15 protein-coding genes are annotated in these 19,641 nt (G+C 41.2%); 5 read left to right on the forward strand and 10 right to left on the reverse strand.

Annotation, left to right across the window (positions count from 1 at the left end):
- Window positions 1-2: 2 nt before the first annotated feature.
- Window positions 3-542, reverse strand: a complete 540-nt coding sequence (locus tag SHEWPOL2_RS02880; RefSeq protein WP_037425907.1) for a hypothetical protein — start codon at window positions 540-542, stop codon at window positions 3-5.
- Window positions 543-674: 132 nt separating this feature from the next.
- Here SHEWPOL2_RS02880 and SHEWPOL2_RS02885 point away from each other — a divergent pair, with 132 nt between their 5' ends.
- A complete protein-coding gene (locus SHEWPOL2_RS02885) occupies window positions 675-881 on the forward strand; it encodes a helix-turn-helix transcriptional regulator (RefSeq protein ID WP_037425910.1) in 207 nt (68 codons plus the stop codon).
- A gap of 873 nt (window positions 882-1,754) precedes the next feature.
- Here SHEWPOL2_RS02885 and SHEWPOL2_RS02890 read toward each other — a convergent pair.
- Together SHEWPOL2_RS02890 and SHEWPOL2_RS02895 are read right to left on the reverse strand one after the other, a co-directional pair.
- Window positions 1,755-4,256 (reverse strand): S8 family peptidase, encoded by a 2,502-nt coding sequence (locus SHEWPOL2_RS02890; protein ID WP_037425912.1) that lies wholly within the window; start codon window positions 4,254-4,256, stop codon window positions 1,755-1,757.
- A gap of 21 nt (window positions 4,257-4,277) precedes the next feature.
- Complete coding sequence (locus SHEWPOL2_RS02895) at window positions 4,278-5,273, reverse strand: ATP-binding protein (RefSeq protein WP_037425915.1); 996 nt, start codon at window positions 5,271-5,273, stop codon at window positions 4,278-4,280.
- A gap of 447 nt (window positions 5,274-5,720) precedes the next feature.
- On the opposite strand from SHEWPOL2_RS02895, the gene SHEWPOL2_RS02900 reads away from it, so the two are divergent.
- Window positions 5,721-6,923 carry a Shedu anti-phage system protein SduA domain-containing protein gene (locus SHEWPOL2_RS02900; RefSeq protein ID WP_037425918.1) on the forward strand — a complete coding sequence of 401 codons (1,203 nt, stop codon included), beginning with the start codon at window positions 5,721-5,723 and terminating at the stop codon, window positions 6,921-6,923.
- 394 nt (window positions 6,924-7,317) lie between these two features.
- Here SHEWPOL2_RS02900 and SHEWPOL2_RS02905 read toward each other — a convergent pair whose 3' ends face one another.
- Complete coding sequence (locus SHEWPOL2_RS02905; RefSeq protein WP_204366675.1) at window positions 7,318-8,550, reverse strand: hypothetical protein; 1,233 nt, start codon at window positions 8,548-8,550, stop codon at window positions 7,318-7,320.
- Window positions 8,551-9,012: 462 nt separating this feature from the next.
- Between SHEWPOL2_RS02905 and SHEWPOL2_RS02910 the strand changes: the two genes are divergently transcribed.
- Together SHEWPOL2_RS02910 and SHEWPOL2_RS02915 are read left to right on the forward strand one after the other, a co-directional pair.
- Window positions 9,013-9,249, forward strand: coding sequence for a hypothetical protein (locus tag SHEWPOL2_RS02910; protein WP_050991296.1), 237 nt, complete (start codon window positions 9,013-9,015; stop codon window positions 9,247-9,249).
- 148 nt (window positions 9,250-9,397) lie between these two features.
- Window positions 9,398-9,694, forward strand: a complete 297-nt coding sequence (locus SHEWPOL2_RS02915; RefSeq protein WP_037425924.1) for a hypothetical protein — start codon at window positions 9,398-9,400, stop codon at window positions 9,692-9,694.
- Between the two features lie 421 nt (window positions 9,695-10,115).
- Here SHEWPOL2_RS02915 and greB read toward each other — a convergent pair whose 3' ends face one another.
- The 6 genes from greB to SHEWPOL2_RS02945 all read right to left on the reverse strand — a co-directional run bounded on the left by greB (window position 10,116) and on the right by SHEWPOL2_RS02945 (window position 18,956).
- Window positions 10,116-10,610, reverse strand: coding sequence for a transcription elongation factor GreB (gene greB / locus SHEWPOL2_RS02920; RefSeq protein ID WP_037425926.1), 495 nt, complete (start codon window positions 10,608-10,610; stop codon window positions 10,116-10,118).
- A gap of 21 nt (window positions 10,611-10,631) precedes the next feature.
- Window positions 10,632-11,255 carry a gamma-mobile-trio protein GmtX gene (gene gmtX / locus SHEWPOL2_RS02925; protein ID WP_050991297.1) on the reverse strand — a complete coding sequence of 208 codons (624 nt, stop codon included), beginning with the start codon at window positions 11,253-11,255 and terminating at the stop codon, window positions 10,632-10,634.
- Window position 11,256: 1 nt separating this feature from the next.
- Window positions 11,257-14,568, reverse strand: a complete 3,312-nt coding sequence (locus tag SHEWPOL2_RS02930) for a VPA1269 family protein (protein WP_239642730.1) — start codon at window positions 14,566-14,568, stop codon at window positions 11,257-11,259.
- On the reverse strand, window positions 14,487-15,407 hold the full coding sequence (locus SHEWPOL2_RS23145) for an integrase repeat-containing protein (RefSeq protein ID WP_037425929.1): 921 nt from the start codon (window positions 15,405-15,407) through the stop codon (window positions 14,487-14,489). Before SHEWPOL2_RS23145 ends, SHEWPOL2_RS02930 begins: the two co-directional genes overlap by 82 nt.
- Complete coding sequence (gmtY, locus tag SHEWPOL2_RS02940; RefSeq protein WP_037425931.1) at window positions 15,404-16,708, reverse strand: gamma-mobile-trio recombinase GmtY; 1,305 nt, start codon at window positions 16,706-16,708, stop codon at window positions 15,404-15,406. The genes SHEWPOL2_RS23145 and gmtY overlap by 4 nt, the downstream gene beginning before the upstream one ends.
- 1,300 nt (window positions 16,709-18,008) lie before the next feature.
- Complete coding sequence (locus SHEWPOL2_RS02945; RefSeq protein WP_037425934.1) at window positions 18,009-18,956, reverse strand: IS30 family transposase; 948 nt, start codon at window positions 18,954-18,956, stop codon at window positions 18,009-18,011.
- Window positions 18,957-19,169: 213 nt separating this feature from the next.
- Between SHEWPOL2_RS02945 and SHEWPOL2_RS02950 the strand changes: the two genes are divergently transcribed.
- Complete coding sequence (locus SHEWPOL2_RS02950; RefSeq protein ID WP_239642731.1) at window positions 19,170-19,523, forward strand: hypothetical protein; 354 nt, start codon at window positions 19,170-19,172, stop codon at window positions 19,521-19,523.
- The last annotated feature ends 118 nt before the right edge of the window (window positions 19,524-19,641 follow it).

A 19,641-nucleotide genomic window follows, 5' to 3' on the forward strand; every position in this document is an offset into this window, starting at 1 on the left:
AGTTACTTTTGTTGATGGGTAATAGCTGATTTAATCGCTTTGATTTGACCTAGCAGTTTTGAGCTAGTTTCACGAGCCAACAAATACTGTGATTCGAGATGAGCTTTCATTTCAGGAAAGGATTGGTATAAGCGCATATACTCTTCCGACTCACCTATGCTCGTAAGTAAATCGATTTCTGACTGCTTGAGCCGCTCTTCTAATTGTTTAATAGTATTATGCTTTTCTCTATTTGTAGGTGTTACCTCTACGGCTTCGGATTTTTTTGCGCTTTGCAGGATGAAATTCGCTTGGAAAAAATTCGTTGTCTTTTGATAAGTCGTTTCGTTCGATTGTGGGTCCACATTTTTATCTAAGAGCCCCTTTTTCACGAGTCTGTGGACCTGTTGATAAATGAAATTGTAAGTTTTACTGACAGTTATACAGCTAGTCGAAGCTGCAAGATAAGCGTCGCGTAAACTTTTAATTTGAAAATTGTTGAAGCTCTCGTCTTGGAGAATGGTATGCAAAGTCGGGCATATTTTGATTGAGGCTTTAGACATGACGTTCTCGCAAGAGGTTGTTTAGTGCTCTAACTAGGCATTATAAGAGCATTGTTTGCACAAATGCGGATTATAATCCGTGGCATTATAAGCCGCAACTTTGGATAGTCTTTCTCTTTAACGAGATGAAAAATGAAAGACTTAGCAATCCAATTTGGGGCTAAATTACGAGAAGAGCGTAAACGGCGAGGCATTTCCCAAGAAAAAATTGCGCTACTAACAGAGATAGACCGCAGTTATATGGGGCGAATAGAGCGTGGAGAGGTAAACATCACGCTCGAAAAGGCATATCAACTGGCAGAAGCCTTAGGCTGCGACATAAGGACACTCTTGCCATAGGCGCATCTTAATTACATTGCCAAGTGAGATTTGCTGCTTCAGTTCTGGTTCTGCCTGCACTCCGGTATACTTATAGCGGATCTCAATATGATTTAGTTTAAAAATCAAGTTTGTTACGACATTTTCTCCTAGCTAAATTTTGCTCAATATCATTACACTGTGATTCATTGACATATGTGGCGTATATAAATTAGGGAAAATGGTTTATGAATCGAAATAGGTTTAATGCATTTGGGGCCCATGCGTTACCGTGTTTAATTATCTCATGTAGTATGCTGGGTTTTGCTTGGCTTGCGATTCAGGAGTCAGATGTAACCCTATCGATAAACTATCTCGTGGCCGCCTCCGTTTCGTTTACTTTTACGATGATAGGTTATTGGGGGTATTGTAAGTATTACGCCTCAAAAAAACCGCATAGTGCATTATATGCTGTTGTTTATACATTTTTATTTCCATTTTTTTATCTGCCAAGTGCAATTTCTAAAAGACGCTTATGATTTTGTAACTAAATCAAGGCTTAGTTAGGTCAATCGAGGTAAAGAGCCATTTTGGAGGTCTAGTATGAGTATTAAAATACTGGCAGTTCTTGTCATGTTGTTTACCCTTGGGCTTATTGTGGCATCCGGTGTTGTTTTGTACAGAGGATTTAAAGAGCGATAGACCTGTGGGAGAGTAATAATGAATCATACTAAAAGGTAGCGATCTCATCGATACGCTGCCTTTTCTAAAAAATTTTATGCCTCAAAACGAGTTAGCAGTGTGACTCTCGACTAACCTTTACTCTCCATGATTGACCAAATTTGAGTATGTTACAAGGTGACTAGGGGAGCGGTGGCGAATCACTTATACGGTTATGCCACCAACTTTTTTAGATTATTCGATAACGACTGGGACACCAATCATGTTCGCAATTGGCGTGTATAAATCCACATCTACTTCGGGCGCATGAATAGAAATAATCAGAGAGTACCTTACCCGCTGACCGTATCTTTCAAGTGCAGGCCTTGTTTTCCACCAACCAAGTGAAGGATAAACAGCTAAAACGCCCCGACTCGCCAACTCTGCCGCGCTGCCCACCCAAATATCTGAATGCAATGAGCCTTTATGTCTGTTTTTCTTTCCTATTAACCAGTTAGCGTCTGTATCGTTACTAACAATTCGCTCTTCATCATCTCTGGCTGCTGCATTTATCCGGAAGCGAAATGCGTCCTCGCTTTCGGTCGGCCGCTTCACATCGAAACGAAGGCCGTGTGATTCATACCTGTATCGAGAGGTAACACCTCTGGCGGACGGGTTAGGCTCAATAAAATAAGACAGTGTCACCCTCATCTCGACATGCGTTTCTCCAAGAGCCTCTAATTCGGCTAATGGCCATGGCAAACGATGCAAATTCATATCGCGCAGCTTGGGCTCTTCTCCCTTTTCCCGCTTAAATGGCTGCAAAAATTCCTGACAAATTATCGTCAACGAGCTATCAGCACTCCACATGGCTCTGTCGATGCTAGGCTCTCCAAACCCACAATGCCTTACTAATTGCGTTGTTTGTGCTTTGGTAGGCTCACCCCGAGCTGGAAGAAACATACGTTTCATCGCGTCGGTCCAATTAGCAGAATGCACAATCAAACCCCGAATACTCTCAGGCCATAGATCTGGGTACCGAGCCATTAATTGTGCGGCCATCCGAGCGCAAAGAGCAGAAGCCGCGCTTGTGGCGTTGCTCGTTGTAAACAGGCGCTCTGTTGGGCTTGCATGGGTCGTCAGCAGACTTAAGCTGCTCATCCAAGATGCACCTAAAGTATCTTTTGCAGCGTTACCACCTTCGAACACAACATCAGGCTTTAACGGCCAATGAGGTTCCCATGTCTGGGAAGTCGTGCTGAAAGGACTTAAACCACCTATTTCTGCAATAGGGGAATAATGCTGCGCATCTGCTTCCGTGATTCTTGCGAGGTTGGTCATTGCACCGACAGTTAATGCATTCCAAGCTTGTGCAGGGTCATGAATACCGTCAGTTGTATTACTATCAGGATATGTCATCCATGCATTTGGGTCTCTGATATTGCCTGCCGACACAACAAACAGTTTCGGAGTCTCACCTTGTGCATCTGCATCATAAGCAAGTCGGTCAATAGTTGCAGACCAGGCTGAAGGGCGCCCACGATCGCGGTTATCTCTGGCTGTAATCGCCATGCTGAAAACACGGTTACGATCCGGAGCTGTAATGGTAGGGCGTGCGACCGCTTCGGAAGTAAGACAACCATGAAGCTGAGCATCTCCACCGTTGGCACCGTCTTCATGCAGTAGCTTAACGGATTCCAACCGGTGTGAGATCCTAATAGGCCCTGGAGCTGAAAGCACATCCGTCAGATTTCCGAATAGGGCAAGTCCAGCCATTTCGGTGCCATGCCCTTCAGAATCATCAACACCCCAAGCCGGATCAACTGTGTGCTTATCGCCGTTGGATAAAGCATGTTGTAGTAGTGGGTGTCCATTGTTAATGCCGGTATCAAACAAACAGATATATGGAGCATCGGCGCCATCAGCAGGAAGTGTTAGACGTCTATTTAATTCATCCGCCCATTCGGGTTGCTCTTGCGGAGTCAATGCATCAAAGAATTCTGCGGTTTCCTTAGCACGACGTAACTCAGCAATGCTGTTTAAAGTCATCATTGAGCGTTTCATTTGCTCGACAGAACCATATGTCAGCAATATGGAGCGCTCTGGAAAGTGAAGCACTCCAGGCGCATTGCGAAAACCTAGTCCAGCCGCCATGCCTTTAAATTGATCTACAACCCCTTGCCTGTCACCTCTGGTTGGCAACCAAACTTCCCACCATAAATGCTCATCATCTCTCGTCGGCATAGAATCTGGAGTATCAGTCCATAGGGCCTGTAATGTCGCTGCACGAATTTCAGAAATAGCATTCAGTAATTTGCTATGGGCAGGACCGCTCTTTTTATCGTTATTTTCGTCCAAATAATCGGTGATAAGTTTCTCGAAAAACTCCAGCTTTCCATCTGGAACAAACACTGTAGCGAAAGTTTTATTGTGCTCTTGTCTGACATTCCGTAGCTCTATGCCAGAGCGCTCTCTGGCTAGAGATTCAAAGGCCAACTCAACATCAGGGAAGCTTTCAAACTCAATTTGCAGACCGATGCCTTCTCCAACACCTGCCTCTCGCTGTAGATCTGCCGCTTCGGCCAGTACAGGAGTTAGCTGATGGAGCTTTTCAAGCAGGCCTCCACCGTGAGCATTTCTGTCTTTGGCGGGAATCTGCGAACTACCTACAACTATAGGTGGTGATTTAAAAGGTTCTGCTTGAGCACTATTTTGGAAGATGAAATGCGGGTGGTTGTTCTGTTCCCTTTCCGCCATGGAATGTCCTTTTCGTTTTTATTAATTGATTTTATTTAGTCGATTGGATAGTTTCCTGCGCTCTTCAATAGCCTGAGCAACATCTTTTTCTGAAATTGTATCGGCCCGTTCAATCAGAGCAGTTTTGAGCACTTCATCCGCAGCACGAGTCAACTCTGCATAGCTCAAACCTAAAGCCTTGTCTGCCAGACGTTTCCAAGAAGTATTTTTGATTGCCATGCGGCATAACCTAGATTTCAGTACGCTGGCAATACGAGCTTCATCAGGCAGTTCGTAATGCAACAAATCATCGAAACGACGGAACAGCGCATTATCCAAAATGTCCGGATGGTTGGTGGCACCGATGATCAGACTGTGTGAATCATCTTGCTCTATCATTTGCAGAAAGCTGTTGAGTATACGCCGGACTTCACCAACGTCATTTGCCAAACCACGTTGAGAACCAATGGCATCAAATTCATCGAAAAAGTAAACACCACGGGCATGATGAGTGGATTCAAAAATCTGCCGCAACTTAGCAGCTGTCTCGCCCATAAATTTGGTGATTAACCCATCCAAACGAACCTGAAACAAAGGTAAACCAAGCTCACCAGCAAGCACAGATGCAGTCATAGTCTTGCCGGTGCCTGGGGGGCCAACTAACAATAGTTTACGTCTCGGGGACAAACCATGCGATAAGATTTCCGCAGCATGACGCTGCTCACGAATAATCCGTTCCAACTGTTGGGTCAGTTCGCCGTTCAGTACCATATCGCCCAACCGTGACTTGGGATAACTCACAGATAGCAGATTGGCCAGCTCGCCTTTTGGCCTACTGATAGGTACGGCTTTATTATCCGAGGATACAGTTCGGCGGGATTTTGCCTGATCAACTAACAAACGTAACTCTTCGGCAAGCTTACCGTGGCCGCGTTTTGCTTCATGAGCCGCCACTTGCATGGCAACGGAATAAAAACGATTTTCGTCGCCCTCCAAATGTGACTGGAGTAGCGCTTTTAATTGGTCAGCACTTGCCATAATTCAATTCCCCTGCCTGTGAGGTCATTGTATCTTGTTGGTTCGAAGATAACGATAAAAATATTGTGGCTAATCTAGAGTTGATGCCTTTTCCAAAGTCCGTTTTTTTATTATTTTAGTATCGAACGCTACTATTAGAGCATGAATACCTACAATTGAACTACTTGCAGGCTGCTCATCGTGCTTAAACGCTTCACTTTGCGTAATGTCCGCTTTCAGTGAAAAGCAATATTAAATGCGTATGCCGGCATTTGGTAGCGGTCCTTCGGCCCTTAATCGTTTTTGCCCCATTAAGAGTCAGCATCATAAATTTAGGCTAGGTGTGATACACACTGATTGACCAAGTTTTAGTAATACTACAGAGTGTCTATAGAAAACAGGCCGTACCATCTAGGAATCGGCGTCAATTCAGCGCATAAAACATCTACTTAATGAATAAAGAGTAATATGGATATTATTTCACCTATAATTGAATCACTGAAATCACAAGGTGTTAATTTATCAGATAAAAGTAAACAGGCTCTATCTGTTGCAGGCTACGACGCGAAAGATAGACGCTATAGGTATTTATATGATGACAATATATTAAGTGGACTAATAAAAACAAATACAATCTGTACAGGCTTATTTGAGTCTTTCAATTTGGAACCATCTGATATTCTAAGAAATGTTTATCGACCTCTACCAAAACACATTGAATACCGCCAGCCTCATGGGAAAGTGAGTGAAGTCAGGCAAAAAAGATTGGATAAACAAGGATTAAGGCAAGGCTCAACAGATACTCGCCCTTATTCGTCACGAGAAGATCTCCTAGAGGGTTTAACTGGCCACATAACAACTACAGATCTATTGTTGCTCGCCTTATCTAAACCGGCCGCGTTCTCAGCAATCCAAAGTCAAGGTGTATCAATCAACAAGGTGAAACGCTACGTTAACTCATTGAATTTATTAGAACCTGATATTGAAACGCAAAAGATTGTATTAGGAATTAAAAATGAGAAAATAACTCTTGATCTCTTTGACTATTCTTCTGCTTTCAAACTTCCAACGCTCATATCTAATTCATCATCTGAATCATCAGTAAGATCAAATATAATTGTTACTGAAAGGCAGAAATTTATTGAGGAGATAAGGGAGTTAGAATGGCTGATAAACAGACATAATGTAAGCGAACATGAGCTTCAAAAATTTTTTGAGAAAAACCCATCTTTAATAATGGGAGCCGATCATATTAGAGCGCATGCTCAGCTTAGCCTTGTACGGGAAGATCTTGGAGAGCTCAGACCAGATTTCTTTTTAGAGAGAATTGACGGTGGCTTTTGTGACGTTCTAGATATTAAATTACCTAAAGAAAAGTTGGTGGTAGGTAAAGACAATCGTCGAGCATTTAGTTCAGCCATTTCGTCAGCTGTTGGGCAATTGCGAGAGTATCGTAACTATTTTGATGAAAAATCACACAGAGATATTTTTCGGAAAAAGTATGCTCTTGAGTCTTACAAGCCAGATATTATGGTTGTAATCGGTAGAAGTCGCTGCTTTCAAAGCACGATTGAAAGACAAGCGCTAACACAAGAGTTAAGCAATCTGAAAATCATGACTTATGACGATATTTTAGCCAGAGCAAATAATCAGCTTAAATTGATGAGCTAAAAAACAATTTAAGAGATATTCATAACATACAATTTTAGTGAGTGACATTGTAACGGTGGCGATTCAGGTTTCGTTTACAGCGTAATGCTTTGTTCCCGTGGTAGTGTTGCCCACAACTTAATACTGCTTTAATCCATAGAAATTTTCATCCAAAAATGATGAGTTAGAGTTAAGGCTTTAACTCGAAAATGTCCCAACTCGTGTCAAGCCGATCAGTTCTGGCACGTTTATGCCCCAAAATGAGTCAGTGCTCCTGCTCAATCGAAACATATTAATTTCGGTTTGCCATAGATTTTCTAATTTCACATGATTTGCAAGAATGAATCTAAAACGGTGGCCAGTATTACTTAGCCACTACATAGTGCCTCTGAACAGAGAGGCAATTTGTTTCTTGTTAGCGAATAACCATTCCAATGATACTGCCCAACTGTGGTAACCAAGAATAGATGATATTGCCTGCAACCCCTTCAAGTGGTCCCTTTAGCAGCGATAGGAACTCAGCTGCTAGTTTCGGGTTATCCATATGGAGCTGTTTAACTATTCGCTCTAGTTCTTCTTTTTGAACATCCGCCGCACGCTCATCGAGCTTCTTTGCTAAACCTAACAACTCCAATTCAACATCACTATTGCTACCATATTTATCTATCAGCTTAGACACCTGATCTTGAGCAATTCGATGTGAAGTTATGCTCTCAGATAGCATGTGTTTAAGGTCTGCAACCAGCTCTTCTAGGCTAAAGATTCGTTGGTCATAATTAGACTTGGTTAGTGCCAGAATACTCTGTTGGTGCTTCACTTCCATCGCTGCCATATCTAGCTTATTTTGAAGTGACAGTAATTGAACCTGGTCTGTCATAAGTTGCTCTGGCTGACGAGTACCATTGAGGACTTCACCATACTCATTAAGTAAAGCTTCAACCTTGTGCTCAGTACCTGCATCAGACTTAATCCTAAGCCTAACTTTCTCACCATCTTGCTCAATGGAAACTTTGCTATTCGCTTCCGAGCACTTCTGTTTAAGCACTTCACTAAAGTAAGAAAGTAGCCCCACGCCAGCTTGTATCTGGTGAGGTTCAAATGTGATGGTTCTACGGATTACCTTATCTGAATCGATAACCTCAATATCAGAGTAATCATAAGAACAGCCCAGAATCAGAAAACTATTTCCTTCAACAATATCAAGGTACTGTATTCGCTGAACAACATAGTCGAAACTCATACGGAAAGAGCTGTCCTCTCCAAAATCCAAGGGCATTATTAAGATCGGAATGAGGCCCAAAGAAGATGCGGATTTAGACCTAAACGTTACCCAACTATCTAAGCTTGTAGGTATGTTCATTCCAATATCTATTGCAACCTCACCTTTCAAAGCTCCCATTTGGATCATATTCGGCTTAGATGGAGCGGCTTTGAATTCTTTGAAACTTGCTCGGCCTCCTACCAAATAGTTTCGACACCGCCACGCCATCTCGTGCAGGTTGCTTAAAACACCATTTTTCATGTCTTTGATAGAGTCGACATACCCCAAGTTAGCTAAAGCTACTTGCAACTCTGACAACTCGGTTGCGTTGTTTTCCCGCAACGCTTCCCAAGCACCACCTACATTAAAAACTTTATTGATATACAAGCGAATACCCTAATTCAATTCATCCTTTCAAGTATGATAACCAACTGATTGAATAGTTTGCTATCTAGTTCGGAAATATCAGCTCTGATTCACTCTAAGATATGCTCTAAATCGATCTGAGCGATCCCCTGTGAGCTTTTGTTTGCAAATGCCACTACAGAGATAAAAAGCCTAATGGCGCTAATCGGTAGGGTTAAGAGTTTCCCCAATATAATCACATTTAATCACAAGAAAAACTTATCAGGCGAAAGATTGTTAGAATTTTAACTCTAAGAAGGTTTTGTCCAACATCTGCTAGCTGATGGGGTTAGCCCACTTATGTCCCAAAACATAGAGAGTACATAAGGGTGGATGACAAAGTGTTTTCAAGTTGGGTAAACCATAGTAATAGATAAAGCGATAATTTACTTTGATAAATTGGTGTTACACTCATAAGAAATCGATTAGTTGAGGTATTGATATATGAGTACCAAAGAGTGGGTCTATCAAGATAATGAGCTTTTTGGACTTTATCAGGAAATCACCTTCGACAAGGATAATGACAATCCTGCCGTTATTGAGATAACCAATCCTATTGATTTCAAAATAATTTATGAGTCGAATGCCGAAGGTAAATTTTTCGGAAAGCTAGACGCTGAAATTCCTGCTGATGTGTTTGATAAAATTGCGATTGCATGGTGCAAAAAGAGAAAGTTGTAAGGTGCGTTAGGTGCCCCAGTTGGTCCGGAGCTTGGGAGTCCTGAATGTGATTGGGATTAGGCCTGATTTATACATTATATAAGTGAGAGTGAATCTATGAACTATTTTGAAGAGGACCCCTTCTAGGTAACGTAAACCTGGAGGGTGTATGAAAAAGCTAAAATCACATTACATACAGACTATTAATGAGGAACAGTCAAAATATTTATGGTGGCGATATCCCACTATTCGTAGCGGTTTCCATAAATATTTTAGTACTAAACAAGAAAAAAGTTTTTACTTCATGCATTTGATTGAATGCAAGGGGTATCCAGTTAAACTTCGTGCTGCTCGTGGGAAACTGCTAGCAGATTCTTGGGATGATTACCCTTCACATGTCTTTGATGTAGCAAAAAGTTGGAAGCATAACTCAAAAAGAAAGCACCAATATTACCGTTTAGGTTGATAGTACTATAAGCTCATCAGCTCTAAAAAAGAGAGGTAATAAAGTTGCATACTAAAACCATCGTCATTATGCTCGACTAACGAGCTAATATCGGTGGTTTTTTATGGCTTCACGATTAAATGGCTGTTCAGAGCAGCAATTTGCCAAGTGGATAGTGGATAAAGGAAGGTTGAGGTGGTGGCCAGCATGCAGACTACAAACCTTGGTTAACAATTAGGGATTTCCCTTCTTGAGGGTGAATTCACCGTGTATTTGTCCACAAATAGCAAAGAACTCATCACCATTTTTCAGATATAGAACTTTCGGTATTTCTGATACTGGAGTCACGCTGAGAAGTCACCCAAATCCGTGAGTTGCGTATTTCGATGATTAGGATTTCACCCGCTGGTTTTCATCATTATTTTGTTTTTAAAAGATTTTTCTATTTTCCATTCTCTTTTTGAGGATTTTTGTAGGAAATAGAATTTACATACCAGGTATGCTCACCTAATGGTGTACTGACCACAACTTCGTCATCTACTTCTTTTTTCAGCAAAGCACGAGCCATTGGCGCATCGATCGAAATATAGTCATTTCTACCATAGATCTCGTCAGGGCCAACTATACGGAAGTTCTTTGTATCACCCGCATCATTTTCGATTTGTACCCAAGCACCAAAAAATATTTTTCCATCTTGTTGGGGGGAATATTCGACAACCTTCACAGCTTCAATGCGTTTTCTCAGATAACGCACACGCGAATCAATTTGTCTAAGTAATCTCTTGTTTTCCTTGTAATCAGCATTCTCTGAGCGATCACCAAGACTCGCTGCCCAAGTCACTTTCTTCGTTATTTCAGGTCTGTACTCACGCCAGAGGTAATTAAGTTCTTTATTGAGTTTCTCGAACCCTTCTCGGGTAATTAGGTTGGTTTTCAACGGTGTATTCCTAGTCCTTGTTTACAAATACTGTAATGCTTTTTTAATCGCATCTAAGGTTGCAACAGGGAAAAATGTCTCTTGTTTATCGACGGTTAATATACTTCCATTTGGGCCTAGCTCCAATCGTTGTCGGCGCAAAAACTCCGATGAGATTAGGTGCTCTAAAGCATCACGTTCCAAGTTGGTGAGTTTAGCGGTTGTTGATGCGGATGAATCGCCGTCAAATATCTCAATAACTTGATCGATTGGTGCGATTTCTTCTGCTAATTTTTCCGCTGCAATTTTCTGAGAATAGAGGATGTTAGCTTGAAGTTTTACAACAGGATCTTTTAGTTCATCAATCCATGCGTAGCGTTTACTTTTGCTTGTTGTTGTGTTCGATTTTTCAGATTTTTCTATGGTTTTTACGAAGCTAGCAATAAGTGTTCTATATGGTTCTCCTGTTTTATTGCGAATGCTCTGAGCTGCTGGGACTCCACGGCCCTTTCCAAGCCGTGCAATAGTAGAATAGCCAAATTCGCTTAGCCCTCTTTCTTGCTGTTCAATGCAAATTTGATAAATAGCATCTAGTGAACTCTGAATGCGTGAAGAGACCGTCTTCTTTAGTTGTTCAAGTACTATTTGAGGGGAGATTTCTGACATATTAATTTACCAACTTTAGAGGGGTAGATTTTGCGAATAACTCTTTGATATCACGTGTCGATAACGCATCGGTCTCTGTGAAGTCGTTTAACCCTAGACTGCCATTAATAAGCTTATCGATCTTTTCCCAGCTTTGCAGTCTTGTGAGCATTAGTTGAGTCATTTGATTGCCAACAGCTAGTTGTTGCTCTTCACTAAGGAACACAAACTGTGGGTTCAACCCATTTTGAATCAATACTTTATCGAGAGCCTGACTGCGTCTGGTTACGGCTAATTCGTCGCTACAGCTATGATAGAGTTCGGCATTTTCACATACTTCAGATAGCTGCTGGAAACCACTGACATCATCCAGCTTAATATTTATTTCAAACTCATGAGGTACGATCAAATGCAGCTTGGAACTGTTTCGAGGCTTTTCTTGGTTGATAACGTTTTTGCAGCTAATCAGGTGTTTATGGATGGAATTCATATCAGACATATATAAGTCCATTTTCTTCGCTCTAGTCTCTATCTCGGAATTTAGTTTCCGTCTTTCGGCTTGGAGTTGTCCTTTCTCCTTTTCGAGTTTATCCAATTGCTCATTGTGGGATTTTTGTTGATAGATTTCATGTGAGATCACATCGATTTGGGTTACAGTTTGACTTAGCTCGCCTTCTAACTTTGCGTAGCGATGTGATTGAGTATTAACAGCTAAGCTTATTTCATTAAACAGTGCCGCTAGTCCCATCATAAAGGCTGGTCCAGTAACAAAGAATCTGCATTGAATGCAATTTTGCTCCCCTAGGTACCCCGCATTGACTGGGTGGTAGATATTCGCTTTCATTGCCACTGGAGCCCCGCCTTCGCTACAAAAAGCGCCACCAACAGGGCACATGCCAAAATCTTTAAATAGATAGCTTGAAGCTGGCCGAACATTATCTATGGTTTGCAGAAATTCTTGGCTATTTGCTACCAACTGGCTTTTACACTGCTCAATTCGTTGAGCCTCTATGAAACTTCTTAATGTATCTGTGCTTTTGCTTAATGCTTGCTTTTCTCCGACCTCTAGTCGTTCTCGAATATTTGCGCCTGTTTTGCCACTTTTTATGTAGTAGATAGACATGATAATAGACGAGTGCCCGACTAGCTTCATTATCACTTCTAGTGGCATGCCGAATTCATAAGCATAAGCATTGATCAGGCTTACTCGCATGGAATGAGGCGTATATTGCGACTTAAAGCGTGAAATAGGGATACTCTGTAATTGTTGTAGTTGTTTGTAGCTCTCTTTATAGTTTTGTCCGTTATAGGTTGCGGAATCCAACTGCTCTCCTGATGAGGAAAATAGTGCTGCTGCCAGCCTTGTTGCTAAGCGTCCACCAAATGTACCTGGTTCGTTTTCTTGAAAGTCTCGAAAGAGGAAACAGTTAATACCTTTTTGTTTTCTTTGGATCTCATTTAAGTTAGTTCGGGTGCAATCAAGCCATTTTGTCGGTGCTACGATAGGGTTGTATTTTTCTTGCCATTTTCTTAACTTTATCAGCCAGTAAGCTAACTCCAGTGGCATAAATGGGATGGCATAACCTTCGCCGTTGAAGTTAGTCTTATTTGAAGTGTAGTAAACACCAAAGTCATTATCTTTTGTTTTGCTGACCATGCTTTGACGTGTGGTGAGACCCGCTAAATGACTTAAGTTCTCTTGCCATACGACAGTACCATTTTGAATGTCAGGCATCTCTGTATCTGCTTCACCTGAGTCGCAATAAATTATTTGCCTTCCCCTAGCTGGTAACTGCATTAATGCATAGGTATAGGACCAATAAATAGGCAACCATAGGAACGTTTTTTCACCTTCAACTTTAGTAACACAGTCAGGATCTGAGGGGTCAATGGGGAATGAATCATCGATAAGAATCCAGTCAGCAGAGAACTTATGAAGGTGATGCAGTTCTGAGTAGCTAGTCTGGTTGAGCATTGAGTTCGGAGGTAGGATCCATTCTCTGGCGTCTTTTACGAATTGATAGGGTAGGGCTAGTTTGTTCGTCTCATTGATTGATACTGGTATTTGCTCACCATCGAAATTGACATGTGAAAAAGGATTTTTGGCTCCTTTTATACGAGATATCTCTCCCGTATCTTCATCTTCAATCGTTAGAAAATTAACAATTATCCAGTTTAAATATTCATTGATTGAAAAAAGCCACTTCTTTTTACGTGTAATAGGAACTTTTTCAAACAATTTGAGCATTGGTTGAATGTTGGTTTTTCCTCTGATTAAGTATTCCAGTGGTGAAGTGTCAAGGTTATTAGGCTCAATATATTCTCGAACAAACTCACAAAGATCTTTTGCTTTGGTGTCCCCCCCCTTTGCAGATTTTAAAAATTCGGTTATCGAGTTGGCCCATCCTTTCCACTGTGGCTCAAAATACTTGACTTGATATGGTCTTGTAGTGCCGAAGAAGTCAAATGTATTTGTCCACCCTTTTCCTCTGTATAACTCAATCGGGGATGCAGGAATATGGGGATCATTTAGCTTTACGCGCATTTTTTTATAATCTGCCAGAGTACGACATTTTTGCTCTATAACTATCGAGCGCAGTTTTTCATATGGGTATGGACGAGGGATATCTAACAGATCGAACCAATCTATCCAATTTGTAAATTTTCTATTTGGGTTTACAGGTAATTGTTTGTATTGTTTTTGTGTTTGTCGGTAATGTCGAGAATCTTTTATGCCAAGAGTTCTGCATGCTTTTTTTAAACATTCTATGCACGTTATTTTTTTAGGTAAGAGAAATGTTGGCCACCCTGTCCAATCTTGAGCATAAACCCTATTGGGAGTAGCAGGTAGAAGTGGATCTTCACTATAACGCAGGTTGTACTCTTGCTGTGTAATGATGCTCAATTTCTGTGTAGCTTGCTGAGCATCAGCGAGATTGGAGTAAAATCTCTTTCTTTCACCTAAGAAGTTCTGCCAATTTTGCCATTGATGAACATAGTAATTATGTGGATTAGATGGCAACCTAGGGTCTTCACGATAACGTTGTTTATAGTCTAATTGTGTATTTATTCCTAGATTTCGTGTGGCATCTTGAGCCTCGATTAAGGTGGGATATAAGCATTTTTTTTCCTGACCTAGGAATCTTGACCAGTTTTTCCAGTCTTGTTTATAGATGTTACTTGGGGTTGCTGGTAAGAGAGGATCTTCCTTGTACCGTTGATAATATTCACATGATTTAGTGATGCCTAACATTAACGTAGCTTTCTGTGCTTCGGCGTAAGTGAGGTAGTATTTTTTTCCTTTATGCCAAGAAATGCCTTCACGTTTTGCCAATCTTGGCTGTAGAAGTTATCGGGGGAAGAGGGTAAGCGTGGGTCTTCATGGTAGCGCTTGTTATATTCAGCTCGGGTATGTATGTCGAGCAGTTGTGCGGCTTTTTGAGCTTCGATATAAGATGGATAGAAATTTTTTCTCTTTTTGCCCAGAAATGCTGGCCAGTTTTTCCAGTCTTGCTTATAGGTTTGATTAGGGCAAGCGGGTAAACGTGGATCTTTACTGTGGCGCAGTGTGTATTCTTGCTGTGTGGATATGCCTAATTTTTTTGTGGCTTCTTGTGCGTCAGTAAGGGTTGGATAGAAGTTTTTCACTTCCTTTCCCAGAAATTTTAGCCAGTTTTTCCATTCATTCTTGTAGGCGATATGAGGGCAAGAGGGTAAACGTTGATCTTCACGGTAACGTCGTGCATATTCTGGCTGTGTGGAGATACCTAATATCTGTATGGCGTGCATGGCTTCAAGAATTGTAGCGTAGAAATTTTTTGCTTCCATACCGAGAAATGTTGGCCAGTTTTGCCAGTCTTGCTTATATATATGGTGAGGGCAAGAGGGTAAGAGCGGATCTTCCTTGTAACGTAGCTTGTATTCTGACCATTTAGCAATCCCCAATGCTTGTGCGGCTTTTTGAGCCTCAGTTAGAGTCTGATAATGGATTTTCACTTCCTTCCCTAAAAATGCTGGCCAGCTTTTCCATTCGCTGTTATAGACATTATGTGGGCCGGAAGGAAGGCGTGGGTCTTCCCGATAACGATCTTGATAATTCGTTACACTGGTGATGGTCAATACCTCTACTGCCCGTTGGGCCTCAGCTAAAGTGGGATAGAAGTTTTTTCTCATAATCCAAGCTCTCTCGCCTTGTCTCTAATTTCTTTGTCTTGTGGTTTTATATAGACAAGACAACTATCGGGACTTTTATGATGCATCGCTTTTTGTATTTCTAATTGGTTGAAGCCTGATGTTGCTAGTCGATAACCATAGGAATGCCTGTGAGAGTGTTGGCTGGTGCCGAGATGTTTCCCTGATACAAGACCAACCCGCTCCACAGCCCGCTTGTGTTTTTGAATGAAGTTTTTCTTTGACTCTGGCTCACCTTTTGAGTTGGTAAAAAGATATGGATGAGCTCCATCAACTCTTACAGCTAGGTATTGCTGCAGTAACCAAGTGAACTCACTTGCTTTGCTATTAGGAAATAACATTACATCAAATGATAGGTTTCGATTTGTTAGCAGAGGTTGCTTCCAGCCGGAATACAGCTTATGGGATCGTTTGTATTCATTACGTGGCTTTTGATGAAAGCGACAGTTTAAGTAGTCTCTGCGATTTGAAAACCCTGGTTCAGGACTTACACCATCACTAGGATGAAAAACCGAAACTATTGCAGATCCATTTTTAGTATCAATAGCAATGTCACTTGTATAGATATGAAAACATTCAGATAATCTTAATCCGCCATAATGCATCAGCATCACAATTAACAGGCTCCCGAAATCCATGTAGCCGGTTCGGGTATTGAGAAAACCATATTGTAAGAAACGTTCGAAATGTTTTTCTGGGAAACGATGTACTGATTCAATCGCCAGTAAATGATTCAAGGGGCCTTGAATGTTGCGCACCACAGAGGATTGATGTTTTGATGGATTGCTAAGATGGTTTAAGAAACAGTTTGACTGACGTTTATAGTAAGCGCACCAGCGCATTCTCTCTTCAGCTGTAGTGGCTTTTCTTAATGGATTTAAATTGGGTAGCTCATGACCATGAAGTTCATCTAGATAGTCGCAATAGAAGTTGATGTGGCCAAGTAGTACGTTAACATCTTCAACCCTTCTTGATTGCCAGTACAAACCAGATTGGTCATCGTTTGAGTTATCTATAGAACCAAAGCAAAGGGTATCGACAAAAGAGCGAAGCATCTCCGTGGCCGAAGTAGAAGTATTTACATGGGCATTAATAAATTTCAGTAGTAGTTCTATTGCAAATACATTTCGTTCAATCCAAGATTGAGATCTGTGACGTTTTGAATAGAGGAATCTAAGATACGATACAAGGAGACCCTTTTCAGTAAAAATTGCCGGAAGAGTAACCATTAAAGCTGACTGATTCGCTTTATAGTTTACATGCCTCTTTAGAACGTAAGCCAAAACACCTTCCCCGACAGTTATAGTAATTAAGTATATAGTTAATGGTTCTTATTATGTCAAAGGTAACTAAGTAAGCTAATAAATTGGTTGTCATTACTGTTTTTTATTTACTTTAGTATGTGTACTAGAGTGGTACTAATGATAATACAATAAATATTAATCTTTCAGAGATCGAAAAAATTCCAAATATTGAAGATCTTCTATCAACTTATGACTTGCTGGGTAAAGAAACACAGGGAGTACCCGATAGTGTTGCCGCTGTGCTAGCAAGAGCGGAACAGGTTGGAAGTATTAATATCAGACTTCCTGATACATCGGTATCAATTGCATCTATCATGGATACCTACAAGAATTTATCTGAAAAGTAACATTTAAAAATGCTAAAAGATATGGGTTATCATTTCTTTAATCTAGATGTGTTAGCTACTACGATAATATTTTCGCGACATACCCAGCTATGTCCGACTCATACCCCGCCGAAATACGTGGCCTAATTTCTAGACCTCGAAGCTGCCACTAATGTCCTCATTAATTCAGTTAAAGCTGGAGGAAAGCGCATTGGGGCATGTAGATCGGTGGTGACTTTCCATATCAAATTTTTTTGAGAACCATGTCTTAAAAATGAATGTCCGCTATAAATGTGTATCGGACATTCGGTTTTTGCACAAATTTGCCGGGCCATCGTCTGCTATTCGCTCAAAGCCGACCTATAGAGTAATTACGTTAACACGTTTTGGGGCATAAACGTTTTAGAAATGGCAGTGTACTCTGATCGCTGCCATTTAAGTATGAATCTTTAATACTCAGTATGATTCTTTATTACTTAGTATGAAACTTTATTCTACTCACACAGACGGAAGGTTCATTCATTTAGGCAACAACGCCCCGCAGAAGGAAAGAAGCTTAATAGACACCACATAGAAGCACTCAGTCAGCGCTTTGGTGTGCCTGTATCATTATTTTTTTAGCTCAGTGAATCAGACTTGCCTAGTCTGGTTCACGTGATAACATCTCGCTACACGCTTAGCTCGTCAACCAAAGGTGGCTAGCAAGCTGCCTTTGCACCGATGTTGTTACACGCTGCATTTATCCATGTTCGGGCATAAATATCTCCCTAACTCACAGAGTATCACAGGGTGAGATTATGCTTTGTAAATTCTGTTAACATTTAGCTATTTTGTTCTTAAGTCGACTTAATGCGAGATTATTGATTGATATAAATCATCCATAATCGAATGAAATTCGTTCGACTGGATAGGTTTGTCCCGAATTCAACTGCGAAGTGCGACACTCGCCAATATCAAGCAGCCAATACCATTTCTTTAAAGACAATCGCTGGTTGCTTGAAATCTAAACACTTTTTCGGTCGATAATTTATCCGCGATAAAGCGAATTCAATATCACTGTCTGTTACCGTTGTTAGGTCGGTTCCTTTCTTCACATATTGCCTTAAAAGACCGTTAGCATTCTCATTGGCTCCACGCTCCCAAGAACTATAAGGGTGGGCAAAGTAAACATCAGCCTCCAACTCCTTTGCGATGGTTTCATGGCCTGCAAACTCTCTCCCGTTATCTGCCGTGATGGTATGGACATGCTCCTTGTAAGGCATGAGTAGTTCTATGGTTGCTCTAGTGACATCATCCGCTGACTTGGATGGCACTTTCTTCACCAAGTAAAATCGTGTTTTACGCTCTAAAATAGTCACCATCGCCCCCGTGCCGTGCTTGCCTAATACGGTGTCGATTTCCCAATCACCAAATCGCTCCTTACTGTCAACGATGCTTGGCCTATCATCGATAGAAACCGCATTTTTGATCGCTGGTGCTTTCTCTTTTTTACCGCGACGATACCGCTTGTGACCTTGCCTCAAGTGGCGATATAACTTGCCACCCGAGCGTTTATCCTGCGCAACAAATCGGTAGATCCACTCATAGCTGACAGCGGCACCGACTTTAGTTAATACACTGGAAATCTGCTCTGGACTCCAATCCGCTTCTAAAAGGAGGCGGATAAAATCAACACGCTCCTGAGGTATTCTGTATTTACGCGCTAATGTGCGTTTTTTGAGTGATAACACCTGAGCTTCGTTTGGGCAATAATGACTGCCCTTTCTGCCACGTTTAAGCTCCCGATATACCGTGGAGCGATGGCACTGAACGGTTTTAGCAATCTCAGAAACTGAAATCCCCCGTTCCAAAAGAGCAGAAATCTGGTATCTTCTGCCTTCGGTCAACTGCTGATAATTCATGGTAGTACTGCTTGTTTCTTTGGCGAGAAGAGCGTCCCACTTTTAGCAGTTGGCTTCCTCTTCTACACCTTTCCATGAATGTCGCACTTATTATCTGAAATCGGGATCGGGAATTATGTTTTTCAAATAAATTTTCATTGCTAAATGCAGTATTTTTCACTACTATTATTTGAAAATCGTTGGAGATATATTTTGCGTAGAATCCACTTAATCATGATGTTTGTTTTACTGACGTTTGTCGGTCAAACTTTTGCGTCTGTGATTATGCCTGGTACTATGCCAATGAATTCAATGACGACTTCAAATATGCCTGCTGAAAATGGCAAAGCATGTCATGACGCTAGTATGCAAATGAACATGAACATGGATATGAGTGATGGTGCGGATGATAGTTGCTGCGCCCAAGCGTGCCATTGTCCTGTCGGATCATGTTTATCAGTCGCTTTAACGATGGCGATGCCAACGCTTAAATCAGAAGTCAATTTAGTTAATGCTGCAACAATGTTTACCTCAGCACTAATGCCTCAGTATCGTTCTTCTTTATACCGTCCTCCAATATTTGCCTAACATAGGCACAGTTACGCCTTTTTTTTGCTAGCTGTCCTAGCCAATCATGTAGTTTCAATTTTTTAACCTTTTGGTTAATAAACTGACATTAAACCGCGTTGTTTAATGTGACGAAATT

This window comes from Shewanella sp. POL2, assembly GCF_000282755.1.
Lineage (GTDB): Bacteria > Pseudomonadota > Gammaproteobacteria > Enterobacterales > Shewanellaceae > Shewanella > Shewanella xiamenensis.